The sequence below is a fragment of the Streptococcus mitis genome (genome assembly GCF_023109105.1).
Lineage (GTDB): Bacteria > Bacillota > Bacilli > Lactobacillales > Streptococcaceae > Streptococcus > Streptococcus mitis_BW.
Window position 1 is genome coordinate 132,455 of sequence record NZ_JALDTZ010000001.1, and the last position, 12,767, is coordinate 145,221.

Below are 12,767 nucleotides of genomic sequence, written 5' to 3' on the forward strand. Positions count from 1 at the left end.
ATACTCTTCGAAAATCTCTTCAAACCACGTCAGCTTCACCTTGCCGTAGGTATAGGTAACTAACTTCGTCAGTTTTATCTGCAACCTCAAAGCAATTCTTTGAGCAACCTGCGGCTAGTTTCCTAGTTTGCTCTTTGATTTTCATTAACTATTAGAAAGGAGACCTCATGACACTTCCAGTTAGAAAATCCCTGCATGATGCGGTTTTACAGGCTTCAAAAGCTGATACTTGGGAACAAGCTACCAAGGAATGGAATGAAGTTTCCTTGATTTTTAACGGTATCGGCCGTAGCAATTGTGTCTGTGGAAATGCCATCAAGTACGCCTACGAACTCTTTAACGGTGTTACAGGTCAACGACTCTTTCCTATCGGTAGCGACTGTGTTCGGCATTTTCATCGATTAATCCTTGACCAGCAACTGGAAGAGGAAGAAAAACTGCTCAGAAAGGTAGAAAATCTGACCAGAAAAGCCCAGAAAAAGGAAAAAATCAAGGTTAACAAAAGTGACTTTGACGAGCGTCTTCTCAAATGGCTCTGGGAAAAAGGTGTTTTTAAGCCCAATCGTGGCAATCAGTTCTCACCTGAAAGAGACTACCAGCTCTTCCTAGAAGTCTTTCAAGGAGGAAGTTGGACCAAGGCAGAGCCTAAGAAGAAGGCTCGTATGGAGGAAGTTCTTGAAAAATGTATCAAACCCTTTTTACTTGGAAAACCAGATGACCAACTCTATCTTGTCAAGCTGGGTAAGGAGAAAATTGACTACGAGCAAGAACTCCGTATCCAGGCAGAGAAAGAGCGCAAGAAGAGGGATAAAATCGCCAAGCAATATGCAGACAATCTAGTCCTAGCCATGGGACCAGCAGAGCGTGCCTACCAAGATTATTTTGGCTTTACAGAGACCCTGACCCAAGAAGAACGCAAGTGGGAGAAAATTCTTTTTGGTAAAAATCGAACAGAACGGGCTATTAAGGCCAAACAATACCAAAAAGAGTTGGAAAAAGACCAACGAATAGCCAGTCAGGATCCAATTGAAAGAAAGCAGAAGCAGACCTGGCTCCTCAATTCCTATTTTCGTGAGCTTCCTGAAGAAAAATCCAGATTTGCTCGGCTCTTATTAGAATATCGAAAAAGTGGAGAAGTGCCCTTTTCAACTGAATACTTATCAGATCATCTGCTCGACTTTTTCTATAAAATGAAAGCCTTTGAGTTTGAAATCTCACCAGAACAAGTCCGCGATTTTCTAAAAGAAAGCCTCCAGGCAGAACATCTCTCTTCAGCACAGGAAAGCTGGATAGAAGGAATTCTAACAAATTGTATAGTCCCATTTTTATCTCGAATACTCATCTAAAACTAAATATATAAGACATAGAATTTTATATAAAGTTAATATACAAATCAAGTGGATTTAAAATCAGTCTTCCTTAATAAAGCAGCTATTCCAGATAAAAGCTTATGCAAAAAAGAATAATTTATGATAGAATAGAGGATAAGAAAGAAAACGTTTTTACAATTTTTTCAATCCGAAGGAGATATATTATGGCTACTATTCAATGGTTTCCTGGTCACATGTCTAAAGCTCGTCGACAGGTTCAGGAAAATTTAAAATTTGTTGATTTTGTAACGATTTTGGTGGATGCACGTTTACCTCTATCTAGTCAAAATCCTATGTTGACCAAGATTGTTGGTGACAAACCAAAACTCTTGATTTTAAACAAGGCAGACTTGGCCGATCCAGCAATGACCAAGGAATGGCGCCAATATTTTGAATCACAAGGAATCCAGACGCTGGCTATTAACTCCAAAGAGCAAGTAACTGTAAAAGTTGTAACAGATGCGGCCAAGAAGCTCATGGCTGATAAGATTGCTCGCCAGAAAGAACGTGGGATTCAGATTGAAACCTTGCGTACCATGATTATTGGGATTCCAAATGCTGGTAAATCAACTCTGATGAACCGTTTGGCTGGTAAAAAAATTGCCGTTGTCGGCAACAAACCAGGTGTTACCAAGGGACAACAATGGCTCAAAACCAATAAAGACCTGGAAATCTTGGATACACCAGGGATTCTCTGGCCTAAGTTTGAGGATGAAACTGTTGCGCTTAAGTTGGCCTTGACTGGAGCTATCAAAGACCAGTTGCTTCCTATGGATGAGATAACTATTTTTGGCCTCAATTATTTCAAAGAACATTACCCAGAAAAGTTGGCTGAACGCTTCAAACAAATGAAAATTGAAGAAGATGCGCCTGTTATTATTATGGATATGACTCGCGCCCTCGGTTTCCGAGATGACTATGACCGCTTTTACAGTCTCTTCGTGAAGGAAGTCCGCGATGGCAAACTCGGTAACTATACCTTAGATACATTGGAAGACCTCGATGGCGACGATTAAAGAAATCAAAGAACTCCTTGCAACAGTCAAGGAGTTAGATAGCCCTATTTTTTTAGAGCTTGAAAAGGACAATCGCTCTGGAGTTCAAAAGGAAATCAGCAAGCGTAAAAAAGCCATTCAGGCTGAATTGGATGAGGAGCTTCGTTTAGAATCTATGCTTTCCTACGAAAAAGAACTATATAAGCAAGGATTGACCTTGATAGCAGGTGTTGATGAGGTCGGCCGAGGTCCTCTGGCTGGTCCTGTAGTCGCTGCAGCTGTTATTTTACCTCAAAATTGTAAGATTAAAGGCCTCAACGACAGCAAGAAAATTCCTAAAAAGAAACATCTGGAGATTTTTCAAGCAGTTCAAGACCAAGCCTTGTCAATAGGCATTGGTATCATGGATAATCAGGTCATCGACCAAGTCAATATCTATGAAGCAACCAAACTAGCCATGCAGGAAGCAATCTCCCAGCTCAGTCCTCAACCAGAGCACCTTTTGATAGATGCCATGAAGTTGGAATTACCAATTTCACAAACCTCCATCATCAAAGGGGATGCTAATTCCCTCTCTATTGCAGCAGCTTCCATAGTAGCCAAGGTCACACGTGATGAATTGATGAAGGAATACGATCAGCAGTTCCCTGGCTATGATTTCGCTGCAAATGCAGGATATGGAACAGCTAAACACCTAGAAGGACTCGAAAAACTAGGAGTTACTCCAATTCATCGAACCAGCTTTGAACCCGTTAAATCACTGGTTTCAGGAGAAAAAGAAAGTTAAGTTAGAAGGAATGATTATGGAGGAACAGTCAGAAACACTCAGTTCCAAGAAAGAATTTGCCTTTGCCTCGAGCACTATCTTATCCCAAGTTGAACGAGGAATCATCGTCGGCCTCGTCGTTGGAATCATCGTCGGATCCTTTCGTTTCTTAATCGAAAAAGGATTCCACCTGATACAAGGACTTTATCAAGATCAAGCGCACCTCGTGCGCAATCTTTTTGTACTGGTTTTATTTTACATACTCATCTGCTGGCTCAGTGCTAAATTAACTCAATCAGAAAAAGATATCAAAGGCTCAGGAATTCCTCAAGTCGAAGCCGAACTGAAAGGCCTCATGACCCTCAACTGGTGGGGCGTTCTTTGGAAAAAATACGTGCTAGGTATTCTTGCTATTGCCAGTGGACTCATGCTGGGGCGTGAAGGGCCAAGTATTCAACTTGGAGCAGTTGGTGGAAAAGGTATTGCCAAGTGGCTCAAATCCAGTCCAGTAGAGGAACGTTCACTGATTGCCAGTGGTGCTGCAGCAGGATTAGCCGCAGCATTTAACGCTCCAATTGCAGGTCTTCTCTTTGTAGTAGAAGAAGTCTATCATCACTTTTCTCGATTTTTCTGGGTATCTACTCTAGCAGCCAGTCTCGTAGCAAACTTTGTCTCACTACTCATATTTGGTCTAACGCCAGTGCTGGATATGCCTGATAATATCCCTCTCATGACTTTAGATCAGTATTGGATATATCTCGTCATGGGGATTTTTCTAGGACTTTCCGCTTTTCTCTATGAAAAAGCTGTATTAAATGTCGGCAGAGTTTATGATTGGATTGGTCAAAAAATCCGTTTGGATAGAGCTTATTATCCAATTCTGGCCTTCATTCTCATCATACCAGTCGGAATTTTCTTACCACAAATTCTCGGTGGTGGAAATCAGCTAGTTCTTTCCCTAACTGAGCAAGATTTTAGTTTTCAACTTCTATTAGCTTACTTTTTGATTCGCTTTGTTTGGAGTATGATTAGCTATGGAAGTGGCCTTCCAGGTGGAATTTTCCTACCAATTTTGGCGCTTGGTTCCTTACTTGGTGCCCTAGTTGGTGTTATTTGTGTCAATCTTGGGCTTGTCAGTCAAGAGCAATTCCCTATATTTGTCATTTTGGGAATGAGTGGCTATTTTGGAGCAATCTCTAAAGCACCCCTGACAGCGATGATTCTTGTGACTGAGATGGTAGGAGATATCCGTAATCTCATGCCACTTGGATTAGTAACCTTGGTCGCCTACATCATCATGGATCTACTCAAGGGTGCGCCAGTCTATGAGGCTATGTTGGAAAAAATGCTGCCTGAAGAAGCATCAGATGAAGGAGAAGTTACCCTCATTGAAATTCCTGTTTCAGACAAAATCGCTGGAAAACAGGTTCATGAACTCAACTTACCACACAACGTTCTTATTACAACTCAAGTTCATAATGGTAAAAGTCAAACGGTTAACGGTTCAACCAGAATGTATTTGGGTGATATGATTCACCTAGTTATTCCAAAAAGTGAAATTGGGAAAGTGAAAGATTTGTTGTTGTAGAAATAGATATTTACATAAATTATATTACGTAAATTGTTAATCTTTAATGAATCATTAAGATGATATACCTAATCGTACGAAAAATAACCTCGATTCCTAAATAATGGTATCGAGGTTTTATATTGTATTCTAATAAACTGCAGAAGATTTAAAATTTTTTAAAGTGAATCAATCAATGCTAAATCATTAATCATTAATTAAAATTAAACGAATCTATATGGTTTTAGAATTGTATATGGTTTATTTATCCAGTCCTATAAAAACTAAAAGTTTATGTACAATTGACTAAACAAGACTTAAACCATTGATATAACTGAATTAGAAGCATAAAGTACATTATTTAAAAAGTGTACTTTATTTTTGTTTTGTACATTATTTTGGAGTGGTATTTTGTATGTTTTGTAGTACGTAATATTCTCTAATCTAAGAAATTGATTTGTACATTTTTTACTCTAATTGGTGTAGAAGAAGTGGTGGTTCAATTGTACATTTTATTTAAAATATTTATGGTTATAAGATTAGTATTTGAAGCATAAATAAAGTAGATACAGTGGTATAATAGTGTCAAAAGACTTTCAGGAGAAATGAGATGAGATCGCATACAGTTATTCTAGGCGCTGGTGCTACTATTGCAGCAATACCAGATGGTGATAAAAACGGCAAAAGTTCTTCAGTTATGAATGGATTGCTAAAAAAACTAAATTTAGAAGAAATTCTTGCTGGTGTTGAATTACAGACAAAGAGCGAAAATTTAGAGGATATCTACTCAGAATTATTTGAGAGAGAAGAGTGCTCCGAAATAGTTAGAAAGCTAGAAGAAAGACTCTATGATTATTTTGCTTCGTTGGAGTTACCTGATGAACCAACAATTTATGATTTTTTAATATTAAGTTTAACTAATAAAGATTGTATAGCTACGTTTAATTGGGACCCTTTACTTATACAGGCTTATATTCGCTGCTCAAAAATTACTCTGAACTTGCCAAAAATTCTTTGTTTACATGGGAATGTAGCTGTTGGGTTTTGTGAAGAACATATTGAGTTTGGAGGAGTAGATTGCTACTGCCCAACATGTTATAAAAAATTAAATCCAACAAAATTATTGTATCCCGTAAAAAACAAAGACTATTCTTCCGATGGATACATAAATTGGTGTTGGAAAGCATTAGATTACTTTGTCGATCATTCATATATGTTAACTATTTTTGGATACAGTGCTCCTAAGAGCGATGTAGATGCTGTTAATTTAATGAAAAAAGCATGGGGAAATATTGAAGACCGACCACTTGAAGAAGTTTCCGTAATAGATATTGTAGACGAAGAGACTATGCTAAATACATGGAAAGACTTTATTCATAGCCATCATTATAGGTATTCAAATTCATTTTTTGATTCTTACTTAGCAAAATTTCCAAGAAGAACTTGTGAAACTGTATTTGCAACATTTTCATTAAATGTTCCTTCTGATGGTAGTAGAGGTTTTAAAGAGAATTTTAATTGGGACATGATAAAAGAGTTTTTATCTGATATGTTAGTTGAAGAACAGGAAAATAAAGGAAAATCAAATTTAAAATCGAAATATTTAGTTTGGGGTGAAGATGTTAACAAATAATCCAATTAATCATAGTGTACTTAAATTGTCAATGGATTTCGATAATGCTTTTAAACATAAAAATATAGAGGAAATCTATAGACTAATAGAATTTGGAAAAAATATGGAAAATACTATTGATGATATTTCCAAAATTCAATTATTTTATTCTATTGGAACAGCATACGCTGATATATTTGAACTAAGTGATAACTTAGTTTTCAACATAGATACCGATTTTACAGTTCAACAAATTTATTACTTTAGAAAAGCTATAGAAATTTCAAATAACGCTGATATAAATTCTGAGAACAGTAGGTTTGTTTTCCCATTATTATGTTCACTATACACCAATTACGCGAATCTATTAGATGCTTGTGGTAGAAAGCAGTTAGCTATTAAGATGTATTGTAAATGTATACAAATCAATCCAAGATTCACAATGGCTAGTGGTAACTTGGCTATTTGTCTAGATCATTATCGTAATTTTTTGAATGATAACGAACACCTACACTTTATTAAAAAAATTAAAAATTTAATAGAAACAAGCATAACTGTTTCAGATCCAAACAGAGTTGATTATGCAGAAAAGCGATTTATTGAACTTTACGAACAATATCTTAATTATAAAGACTTAGATGAATGCTCTTGTAAAGACATCGATTATAATCCTAATTCAAAAAAGTATCGCGAATGGTGTTGGAACAACGGGCTGTATCTTAATCCACTTAATGACTTACAAGCTGACGATATAAATAGATATGATGATAATCTTTTACTACCAAGTTTATTATTTCAATCGGATAAATATTTAAACAAATATATTTCTATGTTTAATCAAATTAAGCAAGAATATGTTTATGCGCGTTATCTCTGTTTTAATAGCATTGAGAGTGATTCGGTTCATTATGCTGACGAGAATGTTAGTCTTATTGATTGTCTAGACTATGTACAATACTCTGTCAGAGTTGAAGGTTTAAAAGCGGCTTTCAAAACACTATATTCATTATTAGATAAAGTTGCAATGTTTATAAATGAATATTATTCTCTAAAAATTGAGACTAGACAAGTAAGTTTTCATTCAATTTGGAGGTCTAATAGCGATTTAAATAAATGTTTGGATAAGAACATTGGTCTGTCATCTATATTTTGGATAGCGAAAGATTTTGATAATGGTGATAATTCTTTAACAGCTAATCCAAACTCAAAGCGATTGAAAATTATTAGAAATTATTTAGAGCATAGGTTTACTAATATAACATTAAATTTTTTTGATGGAAGTGTAGATAATAACGAAAGTAGATTATATCTAACTGAATTTGAATTGAAAGAGTGTACATTAGATTTATTAAATCTTGTAAGAGAAGTTATTTTTTCACTCAAAAATGCCATTCAAATAAGTGAAAATGAAAAACAATCTACTCTAAGCAGTGAAGTTGCTTTAATTCCGATAAATTATGAAGAAGTAGATTTGGAAGATAAATTATAGCATTGAGCATACAATTTATAGTCGTTATAAAAAGCAATAGTCTAAATTAATTTAACTAATCGACTTAACTAGAGCTAAACCATTGATAAAACTGAATTAGAAGGATAAAGTACACTCATTAAGCAGTGTACTTTATTTTTGTTTTGTACATTATTTGTTGATTGCTTAATCAATACTACATCTCTATCAGGCAATTCAGACTCCATTTAGTCCTCTAAAACCCATGTTGAGGCAGCATCACTGCTTGTACGAGCTTAGAAAAAATGTTAACGAAAAAGCCCTGGTGTCAAGGTTTTTTTGGTATCCTCAAAAAGGTAATTTTATAATTGACAATTTGTCAGTAGAGTAGTATAATTTATAAACAGGAGGAATAAAATGCGAGATGTAAAAGATCCGGAAATTCGACGGGCTGAGATTATGGACGCTGCTATGCTCCTCTTTATGGAGAAAGGATATGCGAACACAACAACTCAGGATATAGTCGATAAGGTAAATATATCACGAGGTTTGCTATACTATCACTTTAAGAATAAAGAAGATATTCTGTATTGTCTCGTGGAACGATATTCAGAGAAATTATTGAGTGATATTCACGTGATTGTCTATGATGATGACAAAACTGCTATTGAAAAAACAAGAGCCTTTATAGATGCCACAATAATCTCTACAGATAACGTTTCAGCGGAAGGAACTGAGTTACAAAAGACGGTTGATCTTGAAGAAAATCGTTATATGTTAGATAAGTTATCTCATAAGCTCATTGAAAAACTGACTATATATTTTGAGAGGATAATAAATCAAGGCATCTCAGAAAAAGTATTTTCTGTAAAATATCCATCAGAAACAGCAGAATTTCTGATGACAGCCTATGTTTTTGTTTCAAATAACATAGGTATAAAAACTTCAAAGAAAGAAACTGTCAAAGATTACTTGAATGCATTTAAGATAATGCTGGAACAAAATCTAAATACAAAAGAACTCTTTAGCAATTAAAAAAAGATAGAATGTTTGTAAAGAGAACTATGTACCGATAGCTAAATCAAAACAAGCTATCGGTATTATTTCAAAATATGACTGACAAATTGTCAATGGAGACGAAAATATGTTAGAGATAAAGAATTTTAGTAAAAGTTATGGGGATAAGAAGGTTGTGGATAACCTGTCTATTTCAGTACAGCCTGGAGATATTTATGGTTTTATTGGAGCAAATGGTGCGGGAAAAACATCAACGATAAAGGCAGTTGTCGGTATCCATGATTTTGAAGAAGGAAGTATAATTATCAACGGTCATTCTATTAAAGAAGAACCTGTTATTTGTAAAAAAATGATGGCGTATATCCCAGATAATCCAGATTTGTATGAACATATGACAGGACTTCAATATATTAATTTTATTGCTGACTTGTTTGAAATTCCTACAAAAATACGCAAGGAGAGAATACAAAAATACGGTGATTTATTTGATATGACTGAGCATCTTTCGGGGATTATTTCTTCATATTCACATGGAATGAAGCAACGAACAGCCATTATTTCTGCACTTGTACATTCTCCCAAACTGTTGATTTTAGATGAACCTTTTGTTGGGCTAGATCCCAAAGCAACTTTCCTACTAAAGAAAATTATGCATGAGTGTGTTTCAGATGGAGGTGCTATTTTCTTTTCAACCCATGTATTGGATGTTGCGGAAAAATTATGTAATAAGATTGCCATTATCAAAAATGGAAAGTTAATTGCAAGTGGCAATACGGGAGACGTCAAAGGTGATGAATCATTGGAGGCATTTTTCATGGAGGTGCAGAACAATGAGTAACATTTGGATACTGCTTAAAGCGCAATTGATTAATTTCTTTCCTATTAATGAGATTAGAGATTCACGAAATAAAAAACAAAGTTCAATGGCTATTGCGAGTTTTGGCATAATAACTCTTTCCTTATTTTGCTTTGTTTATAATATAATAACAGCGAAAACATTGGTACACGTCGGACAGCAGAACTTGATTCCAGCATATATGGTCTCTGTCTCAAGTTTTTCAATATTATTTTTTACAGTATTTTATTCGAATGGCATTTTATTTGGCAGTCGAGATATGGAAATTCTCCAATCCTTACCTGTTAAAAGTTCGTATATTATCACCAGCAAGTTTATGTTTATGTACTTATTGAATTTTTTAATAGGCTTGATATTTATGCTCCCGGGTGGAATTGTATGGAGCTTGAACGGAAGTTTAAACCTCCTACAGATTATATTGTATTTTACTTCTATAATTTTTGTCCCTTTGATTCCCATGTGTATAGCGGCATGCATGGGACTCGTTATTGTTTTCGCTTCATCTTTTTTTAAAAGAAAAAATGTTATCTCTCTTATTTTTTCATTTGCGATGCTAGGTATAATTGGATATTTTGCATTATCAGCTTTGCAATCAGGTGATGAAAGTAGTATTGGGGTTACTCTGGCTAAGCAAATTACTAGACTGTATCCAATTTCTAGACTATTTATGTCATACTACAATTTTCCAATGTACTATGGGATGGGATTTTATATAGTTCTTTCAATAGTCGTCTTTTATCTATTTGTCAAAATTGCTTCGTTGAAGTATGGACTACTTAATACACTTGCCAATACAAAATCAAGTTATGCTAATGACAAAGTATCTTATGAAAGAAAATCGGTATTTTTTTCCTTGTATCAAAAAGAGCTTGGACGATTTTTAAGTTCTTATATGGCAGTCTTGAATGCTGGGCTTGGAGTAATTCTTTTATGTGTCTTTAGTATATGTTTCCTTTTTAATTCTGTAGGTCAAATAGGAAATTCTGCAGGAATTGAAAATATAAATGAGTATCTTTCAAACTTAGCTCCCGTCTTTATTGCATCTATGCTTTCACTCAGTTGTCCAGCAGCTTCATCTATATCTTTAGAAGGTAAAAATATTTGGATTTTGAAAAGTTCTCCAGTTGAAGTGAAAACGATTTTAAATGCTAAGATAGCTGTCAACCTTACACTTCATTTGATTGGATATATGATTTCTGTATCTGTATTTATGCTGAAACTTGATATGAATCCTATTCAAGTTATGAATCTAGTTATTGTTCCCATATGTTACTCCCTTTTTATAATGGTAATCGGAATTTCATTAAATAAAAAATATCCTAACTATGATTGGGACAGTGAGATGATAGTTGTCAAACAAAGTCTTCCTGTTATTGTAACTGGAATTATTAGTATGATTACGCTTATTACGCCTATTTTGCTTAATTGGTTTTTTAATCTTCCGATTATATTTGTTTTGCAAGCAGTATCAGTAATTTTACTGGCTATTTCGTTTAGAGTTTATATAAAAATGACCAAGTTAAATTTTATCTAGTTAAAGGAGGAAAATAAGATGAAAAATAGACTGTTAAAAGATATTTTGGTTTTGTTGGGAATGATGGTCATCATAGTCATTATTTGTGGATTTCTCCCTGAGAAAGTTCCTATTCATTTCAATGCAAAAGGAGTAGCAGATATGTTTGCAAATAAATACTATCTTCTACTAGCTACAGCCATCCCTTATTCTGCATATTGGAAGTTTGTTAGGGAAAGTAATAATAAAAAGATTAAATGAAACACCATCTATATTTACAAATTGCATCAAAATTAAGAACGACTATTTTAAGAGGTGATTATGCACCTGAACAACAAATTCCTTCAATAAGGAGATTAGCAGAAAACGAGAAGTGTAATCCGGCAACTGTCCAAAAAGCAATGAAAGTTCTCGAAGAACAGAATTTGGTTACTAGCTGTGGAACATTAGGATATTTTGTCATAGCAAGCGAGCAAGAAATAAAAGAGATAAGATATCAAGAATCTAACAAGCTAGTTAAAATTTTGTTTGAAAAACTTGGTGAGCTAGGCTTTTCAGAAGATGAGATTGTCAATTTATTTTTTAGAAAAGATGCTTAGAAGAAGTTGAATGGAATTTTATTAGGATTATTTGTGAAAGTATAGAAAAGCCTTGATTTTAAGGCTTTTTTCATTTTCCAATAAAGAACTTGACATTATTAGTTACTTCCACTACAATAGAATTACATACCATCAGTATGATAGAAAGGGACTAAAATGGCAAGGAATAGAAACTCACATGAAACTAGAAAAAAAATACTAGAGGTCTCCAAAAATTTATTTTTAGAAAAAGGATTTGATAATACGTCAATACAAGATATCATTGATGGCTTAGGTGGATTGACGAAAGGTGTTATCTATCATCATTTTGAGTCTAAATATGATATCCTACAAACAATCATTAGCGAAAATAATCAAGAAATTTTAAATTATAATTGGAGAGGAAATACTGGATTAGAAAAGATACAAAATTCTTTGATGGACTCTTTCTCTAATTTTGAACACCAAAGGCTCGTTTACTCTGCTTCAATTATGCTAAGAAGTCCACGTTTGTTAGGAGAGCAGTATCTAGGTCTATTTTCTGATTTTTTACCGGAAATTAGAGAAAAAGTTTACGAAGGTGTTGAAGATGGGTCTATTAAAACAGACTATCCAGAAGAGCTAGCAGATTTAATTGTTTTGACTCTAAATATTTGGATTGGTTTTCAAATTTCCGTTTTTTCAGTAGAGGAATTAAAGCGTAAAATGAATTTCATTAAACTTACTTTTGAAGGTCTAGGGGTACAGTTAATTTCTGATGAAATGATGGAGGTTATTTTCAACTTATTTGATCACTTAAAAAATAGTAAATAAGTAGTCCTATGACATTCTTGTTAATACTAATTTCTATTTATGTATTATTAATTGAATAAATTATCTTACATAATTGATAATTAAAAAATAACATACTTTAAGTGTGTTATTAAAAATCTATTATACATACCACAGGTATGTTTGTTTTTTAGTATATACATACCGATAGTATGTATGGTGTAATTGTCTGAAAAATAAGCTAATTTTTAAATATTTGTTGAGATTAGTTTGAA

General features: G+C 34.1%; 13 protein-coding genes. 12 read left to right on the forward strand and 1 reads right to left on the reverse strand.

Going from position 1 to position 12,767, the window contains the following annotated elements; genetic code table 11:
- Positions 1-19: 19 nt before the first annotated feature.
- Positions 20-145, reverse strand: a complete 126-nt coding sequence (locus M1F37_RS09950; RefSeq protein ID WP_282184438.1) for a hypothetical protein — start codon at positions 143-145, stop codon at positions 20-22.
- Positions 146-167: 22 nt separating this feature from the next.
- On the opposite strand from M1F37_RS09950, the gene M1F37_RS00715 reads away from it, so the two are divergent.
- From M1F37_RS00715 to M1F37_RS00770, 12 genes are all read left to right on the forward strand, one after another.
- Positions 168-1,346, forward strand: coding sequence for a hypothetical protein (locus M1F37_RS00715; RefSeq protein ID WP_247934335.1), 1,179 nt, complete (start codon positions 168-170; stop codon positions 1,344-1,346).
- A 188-nt stretch (positions 1,347-1,534) separates the two neighbouring features.
- The gene (gene ylqF / locus M1F37_RS00720; protein ID WP_247934336.1) at positions 1,535-2,386 is read left to right on the forward strand and encodes a ribosome biogenesis GTPase YlqF; all 852 of its coding nucleotides are present in this window, start codon (positions 1,535-1,537) and stop codon (positions 2,384-2,386) included.
- A complete protein-coding gene (locus tag M1F37_RS00725) occupies positions 2,373-3,152 on the forward strand; it encodes a ribonuclease HII (protein WP_247934337.1) in 780 nt (259 codons plus the stop codon). Before ylqF ends, M1F37_RS00725 begins: the two co-directional genes overlap by 14 nt.
- A 16-nt stretch (positions 3,153-3,168) precedes the next feature.
- A complete protein-coding gene (locus M1F37_RS00730) occupies positions 3,169-4,719 on the forward strand; it encodes a ClC family H(+)/Cl(-) exchange transporter (RefSeq protein ID WP_247934338.1) in 1,551 nt (516 codons plus the stop codon).
- A 589-nt stretch (positions 4,720-5,308) separates the two neighbouring features.
- Positions 5,309-6,331, forward strand: a complete 1,023-nt coding sequence (locus M1F37_RS00735) for a hypothetical protein (protein ID WP_075228601.1) — start codon at positions 5,309-5,311, stop codon at positions 6,329-6,331.
- Positions 6,318-7,799, forward strand: coding sequence for an LA2681 family HEPN domain-containing protein (locus tag M1F37_RS00740; protein ID WP_247934339.1), 1,482 nt, complete (start codon positions 6,318-6,320; stop codon positions 7,797-7,799). The genes M1F37_RS00735 and M1F37_RS00740 overlap by 14 nt, the downstream gene beginning before the upstream one ends.
- Positions 7,800-8,174: 375 nt before the next feature.
- Positions 8,175-8,792, forward strand: coding sequence for a TetR/AcrR family transcriptional regulator (locus tag M1F37_RS00745; protein WP_025197146.1), 618 nt, complete (start codon positions 8,175-8,177; stop codon positions 8,790-8,792).
- A gap of 109 nt (positions 8,793-8,901) precedes the next feature.
- Positions 8,902-9,612 carry an ABC transporter ATP-binding protein gene (locus M1F37_RS00750; RefSeq protein ID WP_025197147.1) on the forward strand — a complete coding sequence of 237 codons (711 nt, stop codon included), beginning with the start codon at positions 8,902-8,904 and terminating at the stop codon, positions 9,610-9,612.
- On the forward strand, positions 9,605-11,164 hold the full coding sequence (locus M1F37_RS00755) for a putative ABC transporter permease subunit (RefSeq protein ID WP_075228599.1): 1,560 nt from the start codon (positions 9,605-9,607) through the stop codon (positions 11,162-11,164). The genes M1F37_RS00750 and M1F37_RS00755 overlap by 8 nt, the downstream gene beginning before the upstream one ends.
- Positions 11,165-11,182: 18 nt before the next feature.
- Entirely contained in the window at positions 11,183-11,404 is a 222-nt protein-coding gene (locus tag M1F37_RS00760; protein ID WP_025197149.1) for a DUF1648 domain-containing protein, read from the forward strand.
- Positions 11,401-11,742, forward strand: coding sequence for a GntR family transcriptional regulator (locus tag M1F37_RS00765; protein ID WP_025197150.1), 342 nt, complete (start codon positions 11,401-11,403; stop codon positions 11,740-11,742). The genes M1F37_RS00760 and M1F37_RS00765 overlap by 4 nt, the downstream gene beginning before the upstream one ends.
- Positions 11,743-11,898: 156 nt before the next feature.
- Positions 11,899-12,534 carry a TetR/AcrR family transcriptional regulator gene (locus M1F37_RS00770; protein ID WP_025197151.1) on the forward strand — a complete coding sequence of 212 codons (636 nt, stop codon included), beginning with the start codon at positions 11,899-11,901 and terminating at the stop codon, positions 12,532-12,534.
- Positions 12,535-12,767 lie beyond the last annotated feature (233 nt).

Bases quoted from the DNA above. Each gene is read 5' to 3' on its own strand.
- M1F37_RS00715 (WP_247934335.1), top strand. From the start codon at position 168: ATGACACTTCCAGTTAGAAAATCCCTGCATGATGCGGTTTTACAGGCT.
- M1F37_RS09950 (WP_282184438.1), bottom strand. From the start codon at position 145: ATGAAAATCAAAGAGCAAACTAGGAAACTAGCCGCAGGTTGCTCAAAG.
- M1F37_RS00745 (WP_025197146.1), top strand. From the start codon at position 8,175: ATGCGAGATGTAAAAGATCCGGAAATTCGACGGGCTGAGATTATGGAC.
- M1F37_RS00730 (WP_247934338.1), top strand. From the start codon at position 3,169: ATGGAGGAACAGTCAGAAACACTCAGTTCCAAGAAAGAATTTGCCTTT.
- M1F37_RS00740 (WP_247934339.1), top strand. From the start codon at position 6,318: ATGTTAACAAATAATCCAATTAATCATAGTGTACTTAAATTGTCAATG.
- M1F37_RS00770 (WP_025197151.1), top strand. From the start codon at position 11,899: ATGGCAAGGAATAGAAACTCACATGAAACTAGAAAAAAAATACTAGAG.
- M1F37_RS00725 (WP_247934337.1), top strand. From the start codon at position 2,373: ATGGCGACGATTAAAGAAATCAAAGAACTCCTTGCAACAGTCAAGGAG.
- M1F37_RS00735 (WP_075228601.1), top strand. From the start codon at position 5,309: ATGAGATCGCATACAGTTATTCTAGGCGCTGGTGCTACTATTGCAGCA.
- M1F37_RS00760 (WP_025197149.1), top strand. From the start codon at position 11,183: ATGAAAAATAGACTGTTAAAAGATATTTTGGTTTTGTTGGGAATGATG.
- M1F37_RS00765 (WP_025197150.1), top strand. From the start codon at position 11,401: ATGAAACACCATCTATATTTACAAATTGCATCAAAATTAAGAACGACT.
- ylqF (WP_247934336.1), top strand. From the start codon at position 1,535: ATGGCTACTATTCAATGGTTTCCTGGTCACATGTCTAAAGCTCGTCGA.
- M1F37_RS00750 (WP_025197147.1), top strand. From the start codon at position 8,902: ATGTTAGAGATAAAGAATTTTAGTAAAAGTTATGGGGATAAGAAGGTT.
- M1F37_RS00755 (WP_075228599.1), top strand. From the start codon at position 9,605: ATGAGTAACATTTGGATACTGCTTAAAGCGCAATTGATTAATTTCTTT.